We start from the raw sequence: 22,809 nt of genomic DNA, 5'->3' as shown, positions 1-22,809 counted from the left end.
ACCATAAACACAGCTGATACGCATGAAAAGTGGCGGATAAAAGAAAACAAGTGTGGAGGGAGATAGAGTAAATATCTTCCACAAGTTTTTTCTCATCAAACCCGATATGTAAACTAAATTACAGAAGAAATCATCCACCGTGTCAAGATGTGCTTACTATAAACCATGAAATAGGATAAAGAAGCCAGATTAAAATCCAGCTTCCTTTCTTATTCACGGATAATCGTAAAGTTTTTAAGATAGTTTTTCTTATCCAATTGGCCGGCAAACCTGTCTCCCACTTTAATAAATGGCAATTGGTCTATGCTGTCTTCTGTTGCTTTGACCTTATAAATCTTACCTCCTGATTGGATATAATAGATAGTTGATCCACCAATCATCTGACTTCCCAAAGCTTCTACCTTTCCTGTAATGTTTTCAGTCTGTTCAGTTCCTTCTCCATTAGAGGTATTTGCCAAACCAGTAAGACTAGAAGCATCTACACCGGATACTTGTGAAATCAAGGTTGCAATATCATTATTGACTAATACCTGTTGATAGTCTTCCGCATCAACCAAAGCATAAGATTTTACCAAACCAGCATCATCTTTTAGGGAGACCAAATAGTAAGCTTTATCTGCTAACTTTACTAGACTTGGAGCTGTTGCTTTGTATCCTTTTTCTTGAACTTCTCCTTCTGCTGATTTTTGAGCTGCTGTTTCAGTCGCAGAGGCTAACTTGTAGTTAGTAATTTCTCTGGTTCGCATATTGACGAGAATAAAACCAAGGTTAGAAGAATCAGCTGTAGCTGAGGTAATTCCTGTATAAAGATAAATATCAGAACCTATAGAAATGTAATTATAACTATCTGTTGTATTCTTAACACCTGTCTGACTAAAAACAGTGTTCCAAAAACCATTCTGATAGGTATAATGGTCATCCACACGACTGATAACATTTGAAGCAGAATAAACTCGATCCACCCAGTCAGGAATATTCGCTAAATCATATTTCTTACTTTCACCCGTCACCGCATCCAATACGATGGCTCCAATCGGATCATTGGAAGATAGTCCAAATCTAGGCTGATAAATGGTTGCGATATAATAAGGATTTCCTTCATCATCAACCTCAAAGGACGGTTTCCCAAAAATAGTCGTTGGGTATTGAAAACGAAGATGGCGCATAGTATCATTCATCAAATACTCTGAATCCGAATAGTGCATAGCCTTGCTTAACTTAGCAAGTTCTGCCTTCCCTGTCGTCTGATTGACCTTGACATAGTAGCCGATTCCATCTTTATGATTGCTTAACCATTTCCAAAAATTTTTGTATTCTAAGGGAGAAACACGGAAAGGTTGCTGACCGATAGTAATCTGGCGATAGTCGTCTGAGATACCAAATTGAGAAACTTTGTCAATCGTACCAAGATAGGTATCTCCAATCTTCTCTGCAGAAGCACGGTCCAAAAGAGCTAATTTAGAAACATCTGTATTAGGGAAATCTGCCTTAAAATCAGCATCCTTAACCGTAATGACCTGTGCGTAGTCCTTAGCGCGGAAAATGTGAGAATTGATGACAGTAAGTCCCATAAGGGCTACAACAATCAATAGCCAGATACGTCCTAACCATGTCAAATAGGTTGGTAATCTGATTGCTGAAAAGTGATAGGTCTCCACTTGGCGTTGACGACCTGACACCTTCGTCACCTTTTGGACGGCACTTTTAGAACCAAAAAGTGCTAATAGTATCCAAGCCAACCCTGCTGACTGAAGAAAGAATATCCAAAAATCCAAACTCCAAATATTAAGAGCAGGTAATTGATACCAGTAATAGACTAGTACTTCTAAAATGAAAAATACTCCTGCAAAAATAATCATCCTCTTTTTCATAACAACCTCCACAAACAAAGATTTATTGGTTATATTGTATCATATTTTTAACCTTTTAAGTCATTTAATATACTTGTTACTTCAACAACTACGGAAACAAAATATTCTCGTTTGCTGAAGTCATAAAAGACAGGCCAAGTAGTCAGAAAAACTAAAAATTCTTCAGGCTTCTATATTCGTCTGAAACAGCGATTTTTGGTATAATGAAAAACAGCAAAGACTAGAAAAGGACAAATTATGAAACTCATTTCATGGAATATTGATTCCCTCAATGCTGCTCTAACCGCAGAATCTCCACGTGCCATGCTATCGCGTGCGGTCATTGATACGCTTGTAGCAGAAGATGCAGATATTATCGCCATTCAGGAAACCAAATTATCTGATAAGGGACCTACCAAAAAACACCTAGAAATCTTGGAAAGCTACTTCCCAGACTATAAGAACACGTGGCGCTCTTCTGTAGAGCCTGCCCGTAAAGGCTATGCTGGTACCCTTTTTCTTTATAAAAATCACCTGACACCAGTCATCTCCTTCCCAGAAATCGGTGCTCCATCTACTATGGATGCTGAAGGACGTATCATCACGCTGGAATTCGATCACTTTTATGTCACACAAGTTTATACACCAAATGCTGGAGATGGCTTAAAGAGATTAGCGGACCGCCAAATCTGGGATGCCTGCTACGCAGACTACCTCTCACAACTAGATAGCCAAAAACCTGTTTTGGCTACAGGCGATTACAACGTTGCCCATAAGGAAATCGACCTTGCTAATCCTGCAAGTAACCGTCAATCGCCAGGATTTACGGATGAAGAACGTCAAGGCTTTACAAATTTACTTGCAAAAGGCTTCACCGATACGTTTCGTTTCTTACACGGTGATATTCCCAGCGCTTACACATGGTGGGCACAGCGTAGCCGTACCAGCAAGATAAATAATACCGGATGGAGAATCGACTATTGGCTAGTCAGCAATCGAATTGCAGACAAGGTGACTAAGTCTGCTATGATTGACTCCGGAGCTCGCCAAGATCACACACCAATTGTGATGGAAATTACGATTTAATGTTTTTCATTTCATATAAGTCAGACTTGAGGTAGAAAGCATAAATTACTAAGAATCGCTTTGTAAATGCTATCTTCAAGTCCTGCCTTGAGGCGGTAACACAAAGTCTAAAAAGTGAGGCTGGATTTTTCTTCCAGCCTTTATAGTTCCCTAGATTTGAAACCGCTATCATTTTATGGTATAATAAAAATATAAATATACTGTATAAGAGAGGGATTATGAATCACAAAGCAATCGAACGCAAGTCACTTACCATTTCTTCTATCGTGAATGGATTATCCGGTTTAGCAGGAGTAGCTGTTTATATCATGACAGATTTAAATGCTCTTCTTCTGGATGGAGTCTTTTCTCTGATAGCATTTGTATCATCTCTAGTGGCAGTCTACATCTCCAAAAATAGCCATAAAAAAACAGAAACCTTTCCCCAAGGCCTTTACTTTCTAGAGCCGCTTTATGCGATTATGAAGTCTCTGGCAACCTTACTACTATTGATTTTTGCTGTACTAGAAACGAGTGCAACAGCCTTTGCCTATTTCGTGCATGGAAATGGTCAGCAAATGACAATCGGTCCTGCGGTTCCCTACACGATTACCATGTTCCTTATTTATATCGGACTCTACCTCTATAATCGCTACATGAGTGCCAAAGTCAACCATCTATCGACCATCATCCTAGCAGAAGCAAAAGGGAATTTAATTGATGGTCTAATCTCTGGAGCGATTGGTATCGCAGTACTTCTTCTCTATCTCATTCCAATCAACTCATGGCTAGGCTTTCTTCATTACACCGGAGATTTCTTTTTAACGCTCATCTTAGCTCTCATTTCGTTCAAAGAACCTTGGAGCGTATTAGTAGCATCCTTTAAAGAATTGGCTAATGGTACTGTTCATTTCCCTGAAATTCACGACTCTATCTATCAGATACTTGAACCCTATTTAAACGAAGAAGCAAATGATGTTGAGATTCATATTTTCAAACAAGGGATGAATATCCGTGTCAAGATAAACCTCCATAATGTTCAGCATGAAATTGTCCAGAAACTCTTAGAAAACAAGCCTCAAATGCTCTATCTCCTAAGAAAACAGCATGAGTATATTTCTGTTGAATATGCTCTATAAAACGATAAAAAATCTCGGCTTTTATAAACCGAGATTTTCATATTTTGTCCGATAGCCAATCTGTAAAATTTTTCCATCCTTAATCAGCAAAGGACGCTTGATTAACATACCATCATTGGCTAAAAGACTGAGAGCTTCCTCCAATGTCAGACTCCCAAACCGATCTTTCAAACCAAGTTGACGGTAGCTATTGCCTGAGGTATTGAAATATTTTTTTAATTCCAAACCTGTTGCCTCCATCCAAGTCTTTAGCTGGTCTACACTGGGTGGAGTCGCCTTTATATCAATTGCTTCAAAATCCAGTCCCAAACTTTTCAGCTCTGCCTTTGCTGCCCGACAGGTCGTACATTTGGGATACTCATAAAATAAAATCATTTCTTTACCTCTTCCTCTTTAAAAATCAACATGATCAGCACCACTCTCAAATAGCTTGATAACTTGTAAAGCATCTATTTTTGATATTTATAATGTACTATAGGTTGAATTTTCATGCCGCAAAAGCCAGATTTTCCTATCCACCCCACCTGCATAGCCAGTCAGTTGTCCTTTCTGACCGATAACCCTATGGCAGGGAACAATAATCGAATAAGGATTTCGACCCACAGCTCCACCAACTGCCTGTCCTGAACGAATATCCAATTGCTTAGCAATCTGCCCATAGGTAATCGTCTGTCCAGTTGGTATACTTTGCAAGATTTTCCAAACCCTTTTCTGAAATACTGTTCCAACACATTCCAAGGTTAAACTGGAAAAATCAACTATCTGTCCTGAAAAATAGGCATCCAAGAGCTGAATCACCTGGTCTAGAACAGGATGAGCAGCAATCCGAACCTGACTTTCTAGACCTCTCTCAAAGTATTTCTGCCCCTCAAACCAGACTCCACGTAGCCCTTTATCACTAGCTACCAAAGACATTGCCCCAATCGGACTGGTATAAATGGATTTGTAATACATTAGTTTTTATTTTGAATCACACGTACCTTGACAATAGCATCTGTTGCCTCAAATTTAGTCACCAATTGATCAATTTTAGCCTTATCCGCTTCATCCAAATCAAGAAGGGTATAAGCGTAGTCTCCCTTAGACTTATTGATGATATTATCAATATTGATCCCCAATTCTGACACAGCTGTTGAAATTTTTGCAACCATGTTTGGAATATTCTTGTTAATCAGGGTGATACGATAAGGCGCATCCAAAGGTTGCTTGACATTTGGAAAGTTGACAGAGTTGATGATTTCTCCCGTTTCCATGAAACGACGAATAGTCTGACCAGATGCAATGGCACAGTTGAGCTCTGCTTCCTCGGTGGAACCTCCAACATGTGGAAAAACAATGATATGCTCCTTATTGAGCACTTCCTCCGTACCAAAATCTGTAATATAGGTTTTGATAACACCCGCATCAATCGCTTCAAACAGATCTGTATGGTTAACCAATTCACCACGAGCAAAGTTAATCAAGGTCGTTCCTTTTTTCATTTGACCGAAGCTATCTACATTGAAAAGTCCCCGTGTCTTATCTGTCAAAGGAACATGAATAGTGATGTAATCCGAATGGGCGAAGATTTCCTTCAGATCATCAACACGCTTAACATGACTAGATATATTCCAAGCTGTCTCAATAGAAACATATGGATCGTAGCCAAGCACATTCATGCCTAGACGACGAGCATCATTGGCAATGCGGGCACCGATAGCGCCTAGTCCAATGACACCTAAGGTTTTACCAGCAATCTCTGTACCTGCAAATTGTTTTTTACCAGCTTCTACTTGCTTAGGTACATCAACACCCGAAAGAGTATTTGTCCAAGCTCTTGCTCCGATATAATCTCGAGCAGATAAGAGGATAGAGGCAAGTACTGCTTCCTTTACTGCATTGGCATTGGCTCCGGGAGTATTGAAAACAACAATTCCCTTCTCTGTCGCCCGGTCAATAGGAATGTTATTCGTCCCAGCACCCGCACGAGCAATCGCTTTTAGATTTTCTGGGAAGTCAAAACCATGCAAGTTCTCAGAACGGATAATAAAAGCATCTGGATTTGCTGCATAGTCACCATCAATCTGAAACCTATTGCCCAATTCCTTAAGTCCAACTTGGTTGATATTATTAAATGTTCGTACGCTAAATACCATTTGTTTTTTACCTAAAAAGGCGAAAATAGCCTGTCACCTTTCTTTCGTTTAGTTTATTGAATACTCAATGAAAATCAAGAACTAACTACGATTTTCTTAAATCAAGTAATCAAGTGTACACCTGATTTTCAAAGAGTGTTAGTTATTTCCAAGCATCCAACGGTCGTCCTCGTTCACTTCCTGATAGAGACTGCGTTCATTCTTTTGCTTGATTTTTTGATAGGCTAGACGCTCTCCATCTAAAGGCACTTTGCCACAATAGATGAAGCCTAATTTTTCTAGAATATGCTGCATAGGGAGATTTTTATCATGCGTATCACAACGAAAATCTGGTCCCTTTTGTCCTTCAATGATTCCTTGCAAGAAGGTTAAAATATGGCCTTTGCCACGAAATTCGGCTGCTACTGCCACTCGGTGAATGGTGGTATAAAGAGGATGATTGTGCCGCCATTTGCCATCATAAATAGCCTCATAGGCTGCTTCCGTCCCTCGGAAAACAGCTGCATAGGTAGCAATCTCCCCATCAACCAGACCGACATAACCTTTCCCGGTCAAAATATCTTCAAAAATCGTTTCATGGTCAGGGTAGGATCCCTGCCACTGATCACTTCCAGAAGCCGCTAAAAATGCCTTGGCCTCCTTAAAAATCTGAGTGATTGATGCAATTTCATTTGGATGGGCCAATCTAATTTCCATCTTAGACATTCTCCTCTGCGAACTTCTTCATGAAAGCAATCAATTCTACCACACCTTGACGTGGGAAGGCATTGTAAAGTGAGGCACGCATACCACCTACTGAGCGATGCCCCTTGATATTTTTAAAACCTGCCGCTGTTGCCTCCTTGACAAACTTTGCATCCAACTCCTCGCTCGGTGATACGAATGGGATATTAGCTACCGAACGTTCTTCTTTCTTGCGAACAGGATTGCTATAAAAGTGAGACTGGTCAATATAATCATAAAGTAGACTAGATTTCTCACGGTTGATTTTTTCCATCTCATCAACACCACCAATTTCTTTGACCCATTCAAAAACCAACTTAGAAATGTAGATTGAGTAAGCTGGTGGTGTATTATAGAGAGAGTCATTTTCAGCTTGAATGCGGTAATCTAACATACTTGAGAGCACTGGTTGATCATTCAGAAAATCCTCACGTACAATCACAACTGTCACACCCGCTGGACCGATATTTTTCTGCGCCCCAGCATAAATCATGGCAAAATCTTCTACATTGTAACGAGCCGCCAAAATATTTGAAGACATATCAGCAATAATTGGTACTCCATTGGTATCTGGGAGTTTATAAACTGACGTACCTTCAATCGTATTATTGGTCGTCAAATGCACATAGGCCGCACTTGGATCAATATCATTTGGATCGAATGTTGGCAATTCTGTATAGGTGATTTCCTCTGTAGAAGCCAACAAAATAGGCTCAAAAGCGATTGTCTTCGATAATTTAACAGCCTCAGTATAGGCTTTTTTTCCCCAAGAACCACCCACAAGATAGTAAGCTTTCTTTCCTTGAGCAAAGTTGAGTGGAATCATAGTAAATTCCAATGAAGCCCCACCTTGTAAAAAAATAACCTTATAGTTATCAGGAATACACATCAGTTCACGAAGGGTTGTCTCAGCACCTTTGATAATTTCTTCAAAGTCCTTGGAACGGTGCGACATCTCCAAAACGCTCATTCCCGAACCATTATAGTTCAAAAATTCCGCTTGGGCTTTTTCAAGCACTGATTTTGGCAAAACTGCAGGACCTGCAGAAAAGTTGTAGATTGTCATAAAATCCCTCCATTAAAATATCCTATTCATTTTAACATAAATATTCAGATTATTCAATAAAATCTTATGTTTTTATTCTACATATAGAATCAGGAAAACTCACTTTGAGACAAAAATCAGAAATAAGTATGGCCAAATTAGGACAACAAGTAAGGATATATTGAAGTTAGCAAATAGAATTCTACACTAGGAGGTTTCTCGTCCATTGTCCCTCAATACTTACCTGCATAAAAATACAAAAAAACTAGGCTTAGCCTAGTCCATGGTAGGTGTCATATACCTCTTGCTTTTTAAGTTGATAGCGCTTGGCCACTTCTTTGATGGCTTGATTTGGTTTGCAACCACCAGCTATCTCTTTTTCAACCTCAGCCTTCAAATCCACCTCATCAATGGATAGGGGCGATTCAGCATCTGCACCAGCAACGATCACCAAGCATTCTCCTTTGAGAGGGTGCTCTTTTAAATAGACCAAAATCTCCGAAATCTTTCCTCGCTGGTACTCTTCATAAAGCTTAGTCAATTCACGTACAACTGCTATCTGACGATCTCCATATACCGCCAACATATTTTCTAGCGTATCCACCACTCGATAAGGCGATTCATAAAAGATTTGCGTCTCAGGATAGGCTAGCTTTTCACGGAAAAACTCTCTTTGCTGCCCTGCTTTTCGTGGCAAAAAACCATAAAAAATATGAGGTTGAGGAGCAAGTCCAGATGCGATTAAGGCTGTAATCCCTGCTGATGCACCAGGAAGCGATACAACGGGGACGCCTTCTTCAATCGCTGCACAAACTAAATCGTGACCAGGATCAGAGATGGAAGGTAAGCCAGCATCCGATACCTGAGCAATAGAGTGACCTGACCGGAGCAAATCAAGCAAATGAGGAATTTTTTCATGAGCATTATGTTCATGGAAGGATATCTGCCTGGTCTCAACTTCAAAATGTTTGAGCAAGAGTCCGGTATTTCTAGTATCCTCCGCTGCAATCACATCGACCTCTTTTAAAGTTTGGATAGCCCGAAAGGTCATATCTTGTAAATTTCCAATAGGGGTCGGAACCAAATAAAGAGTGCCAAAACCTGTCTGCCCCTTGTATGATTTTTGTAATTTCATCCTAGTCTCGATTCAATAATTCAACACAGAACATACAAGGCTCATCATTATCCCTGCGTTGTCCGTAAGAGAAAGTACAAATATGGAAACCATCTTCGTAGATATTTTCCAAATTTTCCTTACCAAAGTTGGAAGACTTATGGCCTGTTTTATCTTCTTTTTCCAGACGCTCTCGCAATTTAGAATTTTCCAAACGCAAGGCTGTATTCTCATCAATAATGCCCTGCAAATGTTTTTTAATGGCATCTACTTCTGCCAGTGTTGTCAAAAGATTCTGCGAAAAATCATCCAGAGCATCAAAAATTTCTTTTTTATCCATTGTCTTCCTTTCTATCTATTTATCTTGAGAGCTTTCTAGTTTGCTTTTGGCACCACGATCTAAGAGTGGAAAAGAAAAATAAGTTGACTTATCAAATATCATCAAAAACAAACTAAACAACTATATGAGTGTCATATATTCTAGGCTATTCTGTAAACTGACATTGGCCTGCCACATTTTTTTTGCCTCAAGGACCGCATCCATTTTTTCACGGGCTAAGGCATCCGTCATCTTTTCAGCTAATAACAAGCTGAGGAGGTCGAACAATCGCTCCTGCTCTGCTTTTTCTACAGCAAGACCAGCTAAGAAACTGACTTGCAGGTAAGCTTTGTTTGCATCGGTCAAAAGCAAATCAGTAAATTTTCTAGCCTGAACTGTCAGTTCTAAAAAACTCTTATTTTCTACTAATTTCTTGACTTCTTCATGACTAGAAGTAAGCTGAGCCAAAAGACTGGCCTGCGTTTTTAACAAGCCCTCTGCTTCCAACATTCTCTCCAGAGCAGGAAGATTTTTAGGAAAACCAATAATCTGAGTCCGACTCTTAATAGTTGGAAGAACTGCCTCTTCTTGATTGGTCAACAAAAAAATATGGATAGCAGACTGTGGCTCCTCAATCACTTTTAAGAGCGAATTGGCAGCATTAGCATGCATTTTCTCAGCATCACGGATGATGAAGACTTGTTTGTCAGACTCAAAACCTGACCGAGAAAAATTTTTAACTATCTCGCGCACAGTTTCTGTCTTGATAAGATTTCCCTGAGGAGACACAATGGTCACATCTGAAAATTCATTTGCTGCAATCAAGCGGCAGGTGCGGCAATGACCACAGGGTAAGATGCCATCTTTTTCCTGACAAAAAAGAGCCTGACTGAGAAAAAGAGCCATATCAAAACTAGCAAAAGCACCAGAAAACAGATAAGCATGAGCCAAACGTTTTTGCTCCAAAGTGGTAATAAAACGCTGAAATACGGCTGGTTGCAAGTCTTTTAATTCCTGAATATTCATTATCTCATTAACAACCGTTTCTTAATCACTGCAAGGGCATCTGCAATCACAGCTTCTAACGGCTGGCTAGCATCAATTTTAACAAACCGCTCTGGTTCTTGTTCTAAAATCGACAGATAACCTCGACGAACTCTTTTATGCATATCCACTTTTTCCATATCCAAGCGGTTCACGTCTCGATTTGCATTTCGAGCGATACGAGCCAAGCCCTCCTCCGTATCAATATCAAAATAGAGGGTCAAATCAGGTTTCAGACCATCCGTTGCAAACTGATTGAGCCAGTTAATATCTGCCACATCCAAACCACGACCAAATCCTTGATAAGCAATGGATGAGTCAATAAAACGGTCGATTAGGAGTAACTTCCCCTGAGTCAATGGTGGTAATATTTTCTCCTTTAAATGCTGACGACGAGCAGCTATAAAAAGCAAAAGCTCTGTCTTGTCATCCATCTCAGTATTTGCTGGATTGAGAATAATGTTGCGGATTTCCTCTGCAATAGCTACCCCACCTGGCTCTCTAGTTGTAACCACTTCTAATCCAAACTCCCTCAAGGCTGGTAGAAGTTCCTGCAAAACAGTTGTTTTCCCCGCTCCATCTGGACCTTCAAATGTAATAAAAAAACCTTTTGTCATCTTTTCCTCACTCATAGATAGTCATCTCATTTTACCAAAATTCAACCAAAAAATCACTTGAAAATTGACTTGTTTTTCAGGAGAAAATCTTTTACAATTGAAATATACACATATAGGGAGGTGCTTATGGTTCGTTTGAAAAATAGTTTATTCATTTTACTTGGTGCAGGTCTTTTTGCTTTTGGTCTTAATTATTTGATTATGCCCAATCGCTTATTTGAGGGTGGTGCAACTGGTCTAACTCTCATCATCTACTATCTCTTTCGTATCCAACCTTGGATAATGAATATTGTATTTAATATTCCTCTCTTCATCCTAGGTTGGAAAATCCTAGGCAAAAAGACTCTCTATCTCAGTCTTCTAGGAACACTTAGCGTCACTGTTTGGCTGGCTATTTTTGAAAAAATTCATTTTTCAATCAATCTTCAACAAGATTTAATTTTAGTTAGTATTTTAGGTGGTATCCTTATGGGGCTGGGACTGGGAATTATCTTCCGAGCTGGTGGAACGACTGGCGGAAGCGACATTATTGCCCGTATCGGTCATAAATACACTTCCTTCTCAATCGGACAGATTATCTTAGCAGTTGATATACTCGTTCTAACGCTGATTGTCATTGTTTTTAAAGACCTTCGCACGGTCCTTTATACCTTAATGATGGTTGCCGTTGCCTCTAAGGTCATTGACTTTGTAACAGAAGGTGGGTACGGTAGCAAGGGGGTCATGATTGTTTCTCAAAAATCCGAACAACTAGCCCAAGCTATTGATAATGAAATTGAGCGCGGTGTTACCCTGATAAAAGCTCAAGGATTTTATAGCAAAACAGATGTCAATATGATCTACTCCGTCATCTACAAGAGTCAGCTCCAAGAGATGAAAGAACTCATTCGGAGAATAGATCCACACGCTTTTATCACCATCACTGATGCTCATGAGGTCCTCGGTGAAGGCTTTACGTTAGACCGGAATAAAGAGCCGCTCGAACGCCACTAAGGGGATGGCTATTCAGTTTATCTACGATTCTATTTCCTTATTCGGTCACCTTGTAAAAGGGATACAGACAAAAACGAACAGAGAATAAAGCACAGAAGAAGTTGACTTGAGGGAGTTCAAGCCCCAACCTCTTCTGTGTTTTTTGTACCATTCTGGAGCAACGCTTGATGCCTTAGTCTCCTCCATAAAAATAGCGAACATGCATCCCTAGTCAGAGATGCATGTCTTTATATATCTAAAACTACTTTGCTAGAAATAGAATAGCCGGAGAAAAATCTGAGGAAGCTCAGCTATTAAATCTTTTTGGCAACGGTTGGAACTAAGCTGTCAACTTGGATGCCCGCACTTTCAAAAAGGGTACGGACTTCAGCAACATCCACCTTACCCTCAATCTGGACTTCAATAACAACCTTTCCAGATTTGGTCGCAAGTTGAACAGTTGATATGATATTGTAATCCTTATCTGCCACCAGTCGGATAATTTTTTCTAATTCTCCTGCCTTATTTTCTACAAGGAAACGAGCACGAACTCCTTCTTCTCCATAACCTGAAACATGGAGAAAAGCCGCAAAAATATCCCGATCTGTGATGACTCCGTAGAGCTGACCATTGTCTACAACTGGAAGAATCCCGACTTTATTCTTATACATAAGATAGGTCGCATCTTCCAGACTAGCGTAACCTGAAACAGTGATAACATTCTTAATCATCACATCCCTAACCTTGGTCTTATTGAGTAGATAGTTCATTTCATAGATTGATAGACTAGTTGCTTTAGAAGGGCTCGCCTCGGCAATGGTTCCTTCTGTCACCAAACCGACCAACTTATCATTTTCAATAACTGGCAGACGATGCAAATCCTGTTCACGCATGATGTCAGCTGCATGTGCAACGGTTGTGTCTGGGGAAATATAGACGACTTTACGGGTCATAAAATCTTTAACAGACATAGAACTTCCTCCTTAGTAGATCCTACTTTAATTATACCATAAATCCGAAAACGATTTCAATGCTTTATGAAAGGAAATGAAAAATCAATCCTTTCCTACGACCTTAAAGGGGATGTGAGAATAATCTTTATGCTCCTTCAGAAATTCCAAGGCTTCCTTTTTGACCTGTATCAGGTTGATCCCTTGGGCATTGGCTCCGTAGACGCAACCACAGTAACACTGACGATAAATATCATACTCTTCACACATCTGAACCGAACGCTGATAGCCGCCATTCTTCTTGAAATCACTGGGAAGATATTGGGTGTCATATAGTTTTTGCACCTCAATTCCAACAGCATTGATGGTCTGAGAATTCTTATGAGGGCTGATTGTTAGGGCAGAACCAAAGTAGTCAAACCCCAGCTCCACTGCCTTTTCTGCCGTCTTATCTAATCGATAATCATAACAAACTTTACATCGATCTCCCCCTTCTGGCTCATTGGCCAGATGTTGGGTTTTCTTGAAAAATTCCTGAGGGCTATAGTCCGCCTCCAAATAGCCTACATTTTGACCTGTATTTTGATTAAATTCTCTGACAAACTGAGCCGTTACGGCCGCTCGCCGTTGGTATTCCGCCTTGGGGTGTATATTGGAATTAGCAAAATAAATAGTTACCTGAGCATACTGTGTCAGGTATTCCAAGGTATAGGTAGAACATGGGGCACAACAGACGTGCATGAGAATCTTAGGTCGAATACCAGTCGACTGCCAGGAAGCAGCCATCTTTTGAAATACCTTATCGTAGTTGACCTTTTGATTGGGTGACAACTTGGACAAAATCTCTTCAACTTTAATCACACAGACCTCCAAATAGGAATAATATATTCAATGAAAATCAAAAAATACACGAAGCTGTAGATAGAACTGAAGCTCATCAAAGCAAGTTGACAAAATATGGTTTTGATTTTCGTAAAGTATTATACTATATTTGAAGCTCACTGTATAGGTAGGAGAACTTGTTCCCAGTATTTAGACAGAGGAGAGCGCTTATTGGTACTTATCTGCTATCTAAATAAAGCTGAGAAAAGGACATGTTTACCTTTTGCTTTTCCTAATACATAGAATAAAACTATCAAAAAGAAAACTGCCTGCCGGCAGTTTCAATTTCCAACCTAAAAAGGTCCCCCGGACCTTGAACCAATGAAAAACGCCAGCCGGCGTTTCCCATTTCCCGGTTAAAACAGCCTATTCGTAGGCTGTTTTAACCACCTAGATAAGCCTTCTTGACTTCTTCTGAGGTGAGAAGTTCTTTTCCTGTTCCTGTGAGGACGATTTTCCCTGTTTCCAAAACATAGCCGCGATCTGCAATAGCGAGAGCTTTATTAGCATTCTGCTCAATCAAGAGTACTGTTGTACCTTGCTTTTGAATGTCTTGGATGATGTCAAAGATTTCTTGAATGAAAATTGGAGCCAGTCCCATAGATGGTTCATCAAGAAGTAGGAGTTTGGGCTGACTCATCAGGGCACGCCCCATTGCCAACATCTGTTGTTCACCACCTGAAAGAGTAGCTGCATCTTGATTTTTACGCTCTTCCAAACGTGGAAAACGGGAAAAAATCTTCTTCAAGTTAGCTTGATTTTCCTCACGGTTATTTCGGAGGAAGGCACCCATTTCTAGGTTTTCCATAACGGTTAAACCAGAAAAAATATGGCGACCTTCTGGAACTTGCGATAACCCATCTGCCACAATTTTACGAGCAGGAATTTTTTGTATTTCGTTTCCAAGAAATGAAATTGTCCCTAACGATGGGCGAACAAGACCAGAAATCGTACGAAGGATTGAGGTTTTACCAGCACCATTGGCACCGATCAACGTCACTACTTCTCCTTCGTTAACTTCAAATGATACATTTTTAACCGCCTCAATGACACCATAATGTACCGATAGATTTTCAACTTTCAACATTGGCATTAGGCCTCACCTCCAAGGTATGCTTCAATAACACGCTTATCGCTACGGACTTCCTCAGGTGTTCCATGGGCGATCAAACGACCATATTCTAAGACATAGATACGCTCTGTCACTTCCATAACCAAGCTCATATCGTGTTCAATTAGCATAATGGTGATATTGAACTCTTCTTTGATTTTACGGATAAGTTGAGTCAATTCTGTCGTTTCCTGTGGATTCATACCCGCCGCTGGCTCATCTAAGAAGAGAATTTTCGGTTCGGTCGCAAGGGCACGAACGATTTCCAAGCGGCGTTGTTGTCCGTAAGGAAGATTTTTTGCTAGCGTATCCGCATCACTATCCAAATCAAAGATTTTTAAAAGTTCAATAGCTTTTGTTTTCAAGGTTTCTTCGTTTCTATAAAATGCTGGTAGGCGGAAGAAACTTGCAAAGATTTTAGCTTTGCCATGATTGCTGAGACCAATCAAAACATTTTCCAAGACGGTCATATTTTTGAACAAGCGAATATTTTGGAATGTGCGACCAAGTCCCAGTGAAGCAATTTTCGAAGGGGCTTTACCATTCAAGAGAGTACCCGCAAGTGTGATACTACCCTCACTTGGCTCATAAACACCCGTTAAAAGGTTGAAAAGGGTTGTTTTACCAGCACCGTTTGGTCCAATAAGACCAACCAGCTCCCCTTCATGAAGTTCCATGGTCACATCACCAACAGCTGTCAATCCACCGAAGTTTTTGGTTAAATTTTTTACTTCAAGCAAGGCCATTACTTAACCTCCTTCTTCTTAAACAAAGCTGCCATACTAAATTCTTTCGTTCCCAGAAGACCACCTGGACGGAAAATCATCAAGAGAATGAGTGCCAGCGAATAGATAATCATAGAAATATCTGAGTAACTCTTGAGAAGTACATTCAAAATTCCAAGAACAATCGCCGCTACAAACGTACCAGTGATTGACCCTAACCCACCCAATACAATGATAATCAAAACATTAACAGATGTCATGAAGGCAAAATCCTTTGGAACGATTGTTCCAACATAACCTGCATGAAGACCACCGGCAATAGCTGCCGTCATCGCTCCAAATACAAAAGCCGAAACTTTCACAAACGTAGGATTGACACCAACTGACTCTGCCGCAATCTCATCTTCGCGAACAGAAATCGTCACACGTCCCATCGGACTACGTAAAAAGTTTACCGTCAGCAGGGTTGTAACAATGACGAAAATATAAACCATAGGCCAACTCGTAAAGAGTGGGATTGAGGTAATCCCTGCTGCACCATTTGTCAAAGGACCACCATTGATGATCAGAATCCGGATAATTTCTGCAACGCCAAGTGTCGCAATAGCAAGATAGTCCCCCTTCAAGCGAAGAGTTGGAATGCCAACCAAAAGAGCTACTGCGCCTGCGATAAACATACCAATAATCAAAGCAATAGCAAATCCACCATAAGATGGCATCATTTTACCAAGAATAGCTACTGCATAGGCACCGATAGCCATAAAACCAGCATGACCAAGCGAAAATTGACCTGAGAAACCAACGATCAAGTTCAAGCCGACTGCCAGAATAATTTGAATGCCGATTTGTTGAACAATCTGGATATAGTAAAAGTTCAGAATTCCTGCGGATACAAGGCCCTGAATAAGACCAAAACCAGCTAGCAAGATAGCCAACCAAATCGCATTAACTTTAAGATGTTGCTTCATGTCTACACCTTCTCTTTCACGTTCTTACCAAGGATACCACTCGGACGTACCAAGAGGATGATAATCAAGACAGTATATACAACCGCATCACGGAATGTATCCAAACTAATCACATAAGTGAGGGTTTCGATAATTCCGATAACAAATCCGCCAAGTGCTGCACCTGGAATAATACCAATTCCCCCCAATACAGCCGCCACAAAGGCCTTAAGACCAGGTGTCATCCCCATGAGTGGTTCGATTTGGTTATAGTAAAGGCCAAGAAGGACACCGGCTGCACCAGCAAGTGCAGAACCAAGCGCAAAGGTAAAGCTAATTGTACGGTTTACATTGATTCCCATGAGCTGCGCCGCATCGCTATCCACTGAAACAGCACGCATGGCTTTTCCCATTTTAGTTCGTTTCACAATCAGTTGCAGAGCTACCATTAAAGCAAGCGATACTCCAAGAATAATTAACTGGATATTCGTGATAGAAATCGGCCCCAACTGAAAGGTTACAGCCTCAATCGCTTGAGGGAAAGCCTTAACATCTGCTGTAAAGAACTTAATCATCGTGTACTCTAGAAAGAAGGACACACCAATAGCTGTAATCAAGGCTGCAATACGCGTTGAATTACGCAAAGGACGATAGGCTAAAAACTCAATAAAGACACCAAGAATAGCTGTTCCCAACATAGCAAGAATAAGTGCTACGAAGAAACGTATCCCTCCATCTGCAATAAAAGTTAAATGATTTAATAGGAAATATCCCATAAAGGCACCCATCATATAAAGATCTCCATGGGCGAAGTTAATGAGTTTGATAATTCCGTACACCATGGTATAACCAAGGGCTAAAAGGGCATAAACAGAACCAAGAATCAAACCATTGACAAGTTGTTGAAGCATAGGTTCACCAATCTTTCTAACTATTTTTCAAGCTCTATAAGCATTATTACATTATACAAAATTTTCTGAAAATAGGCAAGCTAAATAGAATTTTTCTAATATTTAAAAGATGATTTATTTAGTCAAACAAATACTGGATAAAAATCTAAAATAAACGAGAAAACAGATCTAGGAAGTTAGCTCAAGTAACACCTAGTCTATTGATTTCCATGTAACATAGTAATTGTACAAAGCAAAAAGAGGGTGCACCCTCTTTTTGCTTGTTCTCTATTTGTCAACAGAAATAGTATCAACAGATGCTTGCTTACCATTTGTCAAACCTACAACGTAGACGGATTTAACAACATTGTGTTCTTTATCGATTGACATTGTTCCTGTCACACCTTCAAAATCTTTCAAGCTAGCAAGATTATCTTTTACTGCTATCGAGTCAGAAGCACCTTTTGCAGCTTTTGCTGCCATGTAAACAGAATCATAAGCAAGAGCTGAGAACATGGATGGCTCTTCGTTGTATTCTTTTTTATAAGCATCGTAGAATGCTTTTGCTTTTTCGCTTGCTGATGTTACAAATGCTGAAAGGTAGTAAACATTTGAAGCTGCTGAGGCGGTCGCTAGTTCTGTAAATTGTGGCGAATCAAAACCGTCTGAACCAAGGATAGGTTTGTCAATGCCAAGACCACGCGCCTGCTTCACGATTGTACCTGTTTCATTGTAGTATCCAGGCATGATAATAGTGTCAAACTCTTTGCCTTTCAATTTAGTAAGAGCTGCTTGGAAATCCTTATCTCCAGAAGCAAATGTGATTTCTGAGACGATTTCTCCTTTATAAGCTTTCTTAAATGCTTCCGCTACCCCTTTACCATAGTCAGATGAATTATCATAGTAAAGAACAACCTTCTTAGCTGATAAATTTTCAGTCGCATACTTGGCCATAATCTGCCCTTGATATCCATCCGTAAAAGTTGCACGGAAGAAATAATCTTGAACTTCGCCTTTATCATTGACAACTAAGTTGGTCTGAGTTCCTGAAGGGGTAATCATCGGTACTCCCGCCGAAGTCAAAGCTGGAATAGAAGCTGCAGAAGCTCCTGATGTGGCTGCACCAATCACGACATTTGCACCTTCGCTTGCCAAGCTTGTTGCTACTGTTGCTGCTTCAGCCGTTTCAGATTTGTTATCTTTGGTGATGACTTCTATCTTTTTCCCGTCAATACCGCCTGCTGCGTTGATTTCTTTTACAGCAAGGTTGGCACCTTTTTCCTCGGTTTGACCATAAGAAGAAACTGATCCTGACAATTCCAAATTGTACCCGATCTTGAATGTACCACCAATCGATACACCTTTGGTGGCGGTATTGGTTGTCGAAACAGTACCACATGCGGCAAGTAAAGCTGTGGAAGCGACTGTAGCAAATGCCACTACAAATTTTCTTATTTTCATGAAAACACCTTAAATCTTTCTTAAATTTTACGATGTATCTAATATACTGAATTATCTGAAAATTGTCAACAAAAAAGAAAAATTTTTTTCTACTTGAAACAAAAAAATTAACAAGCACCTGAATGCCTGTTAATTCTAGCTATCATACAACAGTTTGTCCTTCTTCTCTCCATAGATTACCAACAAAGTTTTGGTCTAAATCTTTTATATAAGAAGGTAGGACCTTTTTCACAAATCTCTCCTTACTTAATTTAAGCATGGCTTCCTCTACTTGCTCTTGATTCATATAGACCAGGACATATCGCAATCGCTTGGAATGATAAACAATATCCCCATATTGATTAAGCTTACGCGCATCACGGTTGTAGTGTAAGTAGACAGTTAAACAAGTACGATTTTTCTTCTCAAACATGGCTCCTCCTCTGAAAGTTCTCTTTCCATATTATACCGTTTTCATTAGAAAATGAAAAGCTCCAACTATCTGAAAGAGTTGGAGCCGAGAAGAAATAGAAGGCAGCTCACTACATTGCCACCGTTCTTTATTGCTATTTATTTTACCTTTGCATGATCCATAATTTGGTCAATAAAGCCATAGGCCAAGGTTTCTTCTGCTGACATCCAATAATCACGTTCTGCATCCTTGTGGATTTGCTTCACTGTTTTACCCGAATTATCAGCTAAGATTTTTTCTAATTTATTGCGTGTTTTCAGCAAATGTTCTGCAGCAATAGCCATATCTGTCTGCTGAGTACCGCCACCAGTACCTCCCATTGGCTGGTGAATCATATACTCTGCATTTGGAAGCATAAAACGCTTACCCTTAGCACCACTTGATGCGATAACAGTTCCCATACTTGCAGCAGTTCCCATCACAATTGTTTGGACATCTGCCTTGATAAAATTCATCGTGTCTACAATAGCAAGTCCTGCTGACACAGATCCACCTGGGGTGTTCACATACAAATAAATATCCTTTGTAGGGTCTTGAGCATCGAGGAAAAGCAACTGAGCAATGACTGAGTTTGCCATATTGTCTTCAACTGGTCCTGTCAACATGATAATTCGGTCTTTCAGCAAGCGAGAATAAATATCATACGAACGCTCACCTCGACTGGTTTGTTCAATAACTACTGGAATCATAAAATTACTCCTTTTCGAGATTTTCTGTACTCATTATATAGAAATAGTCAAAAATGGTCAAATAAAAAACACAAACGAAAAAAGAAACCAGACAAGCTGATTTCTCCTTAAAATAGATGCTTAATGAAAAGACAAATTGAGATTGCAGATAAAATAGATGGAGTTGGATCAATAAATACAAGATAAAGTCCTGCCTCTTTTCAACCTATAAATGAACCTCTATTTGGAATCATGGTACACCATTTTTGTAGGGTATTATTTCGTACCAAACAAACGGTCACCTGCATCACCAAGTCCTGGTACAATATAGCCTTTTTCATTGAGTTTTTCATCCAAGGCTGCTGTATAAATATCAATATCTGGGTGCGCTTCTTGAAGAGCTTTCACCCCTTCTGGCGCAGAAACTAGGGCTACAAACTTGATATTTGATGCACCACGCTTCTTCAATGAATCAACTGCAAGGATTGCAGAACCACCTGTTGCCAACATCGGATCAACGACAAAAATATGACGTTGATCAATATCCTCAGGCAATTTTACAAGGTACTCAACCGGTTGAAGGGTTTCTTCATCGCGATACATACCGATATGGCCGACTTTAGCTGCTGGTACCAAGCTAAGCAAACCATCAACCATGCCGACACCCGCACGCAAGATTGGAACAATAGCCAACTTTTTACCTGCAATTTGTTTTTGAACAGTTTTTGTGATCGGTGTTTCAATTTCCACATCTTCAAGTGGCAAGTCACGCAACACTTCGTACCCCATTAGCATTGCGATTTCATTAACCAACTCACGAAAGTCCTTAGTTGAAGTTACTGATCGACGAAGGATAGATAACTTGTGTTGGATGAGTGGGTGTGAGATGACTTGGAATTTCCCCATGATGATAAAACCTCTCTTTTTTGTTTTTTCTATTTTACCAAAAATTCCTGAAAAATGCTCGCGAATATGGTAGATTCCATCATTTTTTAAAAACAATAGCTTCAAAAGGTCGTAGTTGCAACCTTGCGCTAGACTCCTCATTTTCATAATTGCCCATAAAGATAAAGTAATCTTCTACAGACACATCACAAACTTGGAGTTCACTGGTAAAGTTTGCTAGGATTATAAAATCATCTGCTTCATCATACTTACGGTACCCCATCACTCCATTATTTCCAGTTTCTATTATTTTGTACTTTCCTTCGGACATACATGGATACTGCTTGCGAAGAGAGATGAGCTTTTGATAAGTATAAAAAAGAGAATTTTTATCAGCCAGAGCCTTAGTAACATTGATTTCCTCAGTTGTATCGCTAAGAGCCAACCAAGCTTTGCCAGTTGTAAAGCCGGCTCCTTCTTCTGAAGTCCACTGCATAGGCCTACGTGCATTATCCCGTCCTTTAACATTGATAGACTGTAGTAGCTCTTCTTTAGTATAGCCTAACTCTATCCTCTCTGCATACATCCTACGTGTTTCTATATCATCTGCTTGAGAAATATCCTGAATTGGTGTGTTTATCATACCGATCTCTTCACCTTGATAAATGTATGGTGTTCCCGACATAAAATGAAGATAGATAGCTAACATCTTTCCACTCAACTCACGAAACTCTGGACTATCGTTACCAAAGCGAGAAATGGCGCGTGGTAGGTCATGGTTATTCCAGAAAAGGGAATTCCACCCCTTGCCAATCAATTCTGTTTGCCACTTTGAAAGAACACGATGCAATCGAACAGGATCTAGGGGAGCCAAATCCCATTTTTCCTTTCCTTCTTGCTGATCAAGGCAGACATGTTCAAACTGGAAAATCATGGAAAATTCATTTCTATCTGGATGCGAGTAAAGCTGAGCACTAGCAGGATTGGCACTCCATGTTTCACCGACTGTTACAAGATCATGAGCTCCGAATGTTTTTTGATTCAATTCTTGGATAAGAGGATGAAGGGTCGGTCCGTCTGCTGTGATTAGCTTATCTGGCTCTTTCCCTATCAAATCAATCACATCTAGTCGAAAGCCTCCTACTCCTTTAGCAATCCAGAAGTTGATCATGTCCCAGATTTCTTGCTTGAGATTAGGACTTTTCCAATTTAAGTCTGGCTGCTTGACAGAAAATTGGTGTAAGTAATACTTATTCAAGTGAGGTACATATTCCCATGCTGAGCCTGAAAATGTTGAACGAAGCTGATTTGGCTCATCTGCCCATACATAGTAGTCGTAATAAGGGTTCTCCGGTCCTTTGAGAGCCTCTTGAAACCAGAAATGTTCATCCGAAGTATGATTGAGTACCAAGTCCATCACAATCCTTATGTTGCGCTTATGCCCTTCCGCAATCAACTCTTCCATATCTTCCATGGTACCAAATTCAGGTGAGATAGCCTGATAATCGCTAATGTCATAGCCATTATCATCCATGGGAGATTGATAAACTGGACTAAGCCAGATAGCATCAATTCCTAACTCACTCAGATAATCGAGACGATCCACTATACCTCTAATATCTCCAATACCATCTCCATTGGAGTCCTGAAAACTACGTGGGTATATTTGATAGATAACGGATTTTTTCCACCAATCTGTTTTTACTTGTTCTGACATAATTCGTGTCCTTTCTACACAATGTGTACTTACGCAAGAAAAAGAGGAACCTCCTCTTTCCATTATGTTTATATTATAACTCAATAGTTGTGATTTTTC

Annotated in this window: 24 protein-coding genes; 3 read left to right on the top strand and 21 right to left on the bottom strand. The window is 40.0% G+C overall.

The window, feature by feature from the left end:
• Positions 1-209: 209 nt before the first annotated feature.
• Complete coding sequence (locus tag SR187_RS03170; RefSeq protein ID WP_120171485.1) at positions 210-1,871, bottom strand: hypothetical protein; 1,662 nt, start codon at positions 1,869-1,871, stop codon at positions 210-212.
• Positions 1,872-2,108: 237 nt separating this feature from the next.
• On the opposite strand from SR187_RS03170, the gene SR187_RS03165 reads away from it, so the two are divergent.
• Positions 2,109-2,936: an exodeoxyribonuclease III gene (locus SR187_RS03165; protein ID WP_120171484.1), complete on the top strand. Its 828-nt coding sequence runs from the start codon at positions 2,109-2,111 to the stop codon at positions 2,934-2,936.
• Positions 2,937-3,154: 218 nt separating this feature from the next.
• A complete protein-coding gene (locus SR187_RS03160; RefSeq protein WP_024533040.1) occupies positions 3,155-4,054 on the top strand; it encodes a cation transporter in 900 nt (299 codons plus the stop codon).
• A 21-nt stretch (positions 4,055-4,075) separates the two neighbouring features.
• Here SR187_RS03160 and SR187_RS03155 read toward each other — a convergent pair whose 3' ends face one another.
• The 9 genes from SR187_RS03155 to tmk all read right to left on the bottom strand — a co-directional run bounded on the left by SR187_RS03155 (position 4,076) and on the right by tmk (position 11,051).
• Positions 4,076-4,429: an arsenate reductase family protein gene (locus SR187_RS03155; RefSeq protein ID WP_120171483.1), complete on the bottom strand. Its 354-nt coding sequence runs from the start codon at positions 4,427-4,429 to the stop codon at positions 4,076-4,078.
• Positions 4,430-4,516: 87 nt separating this feature from the next.
• Positions 4,517-5,008: a methylated-DNA--[protein]-cysteine S-methyltransferase gene (locus SR187_RS03150; protein WP_120171482.1), complete on the bottom strand. Its 492-nt coding sequence runs from the start codon at positions 5,006-5,008 to the stop codon at positions 4,517-4,519.
• Entirely contained in the window at positions 5,008-6,189 is a 1,182-nt protein-coding gene (locus tag SR187_RS03145) for a 3-phosphoglycerate dehydrogenase family protein (protein WP_120171481.1), read from the bottom strand. The genes SR187_RS03150 and SR187_RS03145 overlap by 1 nt, the downstream gene beginning before the upstream one ends.
• A 138-nt stretch (positions 6,190-6,327) precedes the next feature.
• On the bottom strand, positions 6,328-6,885 hold the full coding sequence (locus SR187_RS03140; RefSeq protein ID WP_120171480.1) for a GNAT family N-acetyltransferase: 558 nt from the start codon (positions 6,883-6,885) through the stop codon (positions 6,328-6,330).
• Between the two features lies 1 nt (position 6,886).
• A complete protein-coding gene (gene serC / locus SR187_RS03135; RefSeq protein ID WP_024533035.1) occupies positions 6,887-7,978 on the bottom strand; it encodes a 3-phosphoserine/phosphohydroxythreonine transaminase in 1,092 nt (363 codons plus the stop codon).
• A gap of 250 nt (positions 7,979-8,228) precedes the next feature.
• Positions 8,229-9,092 (bottom strand): 16S rRNA (cytidine(1402)-2'-O)-methyltransferase, encoded by an 864-nt coding sequence (rsmI, locus tag SR187_RS03130; protein WP_120171479.1) that lies wholly within the window; start codon positions 9,090-9,092, stop codon positions 8,229-8,231.
• A 1-nt stretch (position 9,093) separates the two neighbouring features.
• A complete protein-coding gene (yabA, locus tag SR187_RS03125) occupies positions 9,094-9,411 on the bottom strand; it encodes a DNA replication initiation control protein YabA (protein WP_120171478.1) in 318 nt (105 codons plus the stop codon).
• A 120-nt stretch (positions 9,412-9,531) separates the two neighbouring features.
• Entirely contained in the window at positions 9,532-10,416 is an 885-nt protein-coding gene (locus SR187_RS03120) for a DNA polymerase III subunit delta' (RefSeq protein ID WP_120171477.1), read from the bottom strand.
• Positions 10,416-11,051 carry a dTMP kinase gene (gene tmk, locus SR187_RS03115; RefSeq protein WP_120172462.1) on the bottom strand — a complete coding sequence of 212 codons (636 nt, stop codon included), beginning with the start codon at positions 11,049-11,051 and terminating at the stop codon, positions 10,416-10,418. The genes SR187_RS03120 and tmk overlap by 1 nt, the downstream gene beginning before the upstream one ends.
• A 126-nt stretch (positions 11,052-11,177) precedes the next feature.
• On the opposite strand from tmk, the gene SR187_RS03110 reads away from it, so the two are divergent.
• Positions 11,178-12,044: a YitT family protein gene (locus SR187_RS03110; protein WP_120171476.1), complete on the top strand. Its 867-nt coding sequence runs from the start codon at positions 11,178-11,180 to the stop codon at positions 12,042-12,044.
• A 293-nt stretch (positions 12,045-12,337) separates the two neighbouring features.
• On the opposite strand, the gene SR187_RS03105 is transcribed toward SR187_RS03110, so the two are convergent.
• The 11 genes from SR187_RS03105 to SR187_RS03055 all read right to left on the bottom strand — a co-directional run bounded on the left by SR187_RS03105 (position 12,338) and on the right by SR187_RS03055 (position 22,710).
• Positions 12,338-12,994: a CBS domain-containing protein gene (locus SR187_RS03105; RefSeq protein WP_024533029.1), complete on the bottom strand. Its 657-nt coding sequence runs from the start codon at positions 12,992-12,994 to the stop codon at positions 12,338-12,340.
• Between the two features lie 84 nt (positions 12,995-13,078).
• A complete protein-coding gene (locus tag SR187_RS03100; RefSeq protein WP_024533028.1) occupies positions 13,079-13,834 on the bottom strand; it encodes an epoxyqueuosine reductase QueH in 756 nt (251 codons plus the stop codon).
• 403 nt (positions 13,835-14,237) lie between these two features.
• Entirely contained in the window at positions 14,238-14,948 is a 711-nt protein-coding gene (locus SR187_RS03095; RefSeq protein ID WP_024533027.1) for an ABC transporter ATP-binding protein, read from the bottom strand.
• Complete coding sequence (locus SR187_RS03090; protein ID WP_024533026.1) at positions 14,948-15,712, bottom strand: ABC transporter ATP-binding protein; 765 nt, start codon at positions 15,710-15,712, stop codon at positions 14,948-14,950. Before SR187_RS03090 ends, SR187_RS03095 begins: the two co-directional genes overlap by 1 nt.
• A complete protein-coding gene (locus tag SR187_RS03085; RefSeq protein WP_024533025.1) occupies positions 15,712-16,659 on the bottom strand; it encodes a branched-chain amino acid ABC transporter permease in 948 nt (315 codons plus the stop codon). Before SR187_RS03085 ends, SR187_RS03090 begins: the two co-directional genes overlap by 1 nt.
• Positions 16,660-16,661: 2 nt before the next feature.
• On the bottom strand, positions 16,662-17,549 hold the full coding sequence (locus SR187_RS03080; RefSeq protein WP_024533024.1) for a branched-chain amino acid ABC transporter permease: 888 nt from the start codon (positions 17,547-17,549) through the stop codon (positions 16,662-16,664).
• Positions 17,550-17,816: 267 nt separating this feature from the next.
• Positions 17,817-18,989, bottom strand: coding sequence for an ABC transporter substrate-binding protein (locus SR187_RS03075; RefSeq protein WP_120171475.1), 1,173 nt, complete (start codon positions 18,987-18,989; stop codon positions 17,817-17,819).
• 142 nt (positions 18,990-19,131) lie between these two features.
• A complete protein-coding gene (locus SR187_RS03070) occupies positions 19,132-19,401 on the bottom strand; it encodes a YlbG family protein (protein ID WP_024533022.1) in 270 nt (89 codons plus the stop codon).
• A gap of 137 nt (positions 19,402-19,538) precedes the next feature.
• The gene (locus SR187_RS03065) at positions 19,539-20,150 is read right to left on the bottom strand and encodes an ATP-dependent Clp protease proteolytic subunit (RefSeq protein WP_227984907.1); all 612 of its coding nucleotides are present in this window, start codon (positions 20,148-20,150) and stop codon (positions 19,539-19,541) included.
• 234 nt (positions 20,151-20,384) lie between these two features.
• Positions 20,385-21,014: a uracil phosphoribosyltransferase gene (upp, locus tag SR187_RS03060; RefSeq protein WP_024533020.1), complete on the bottom strand. Its 630-nt coding sequence runs from the start codon at positions 21,012-21,014 to the stop codon at positions 20,385-20,387.
• A gap of 79 nt (positions 21,015-21,093) precedes the next feature.
• Positions 21,094-22,710, bottom strand: a complete 1,617-nt coding sequence (locus SR187_RS03055; protein ID WP_120171474.1) for an alpha-glucosidase — start codon at positions 22,708-22,710, stop codon at positions 21,094-21,096.
• Positions 22,711-22,809: the final 99 nt, after the last annotated feature.

The sequence above is a fragment of the Streptococcus ruminantium genome, assembly GCF_003609975.1.
In the GTDB taxonomy this organism is placed as follows: Bacteria; Bacillota; Bacilli; order Lactobacillales; family Streptococcaceae; genus Streptococcus; species Streptococcus ruminantium.
Note: the sequence above shows the minus strand (reverse complement) of the source record. Positions and strands in the feature narration are given on the sequence as shown.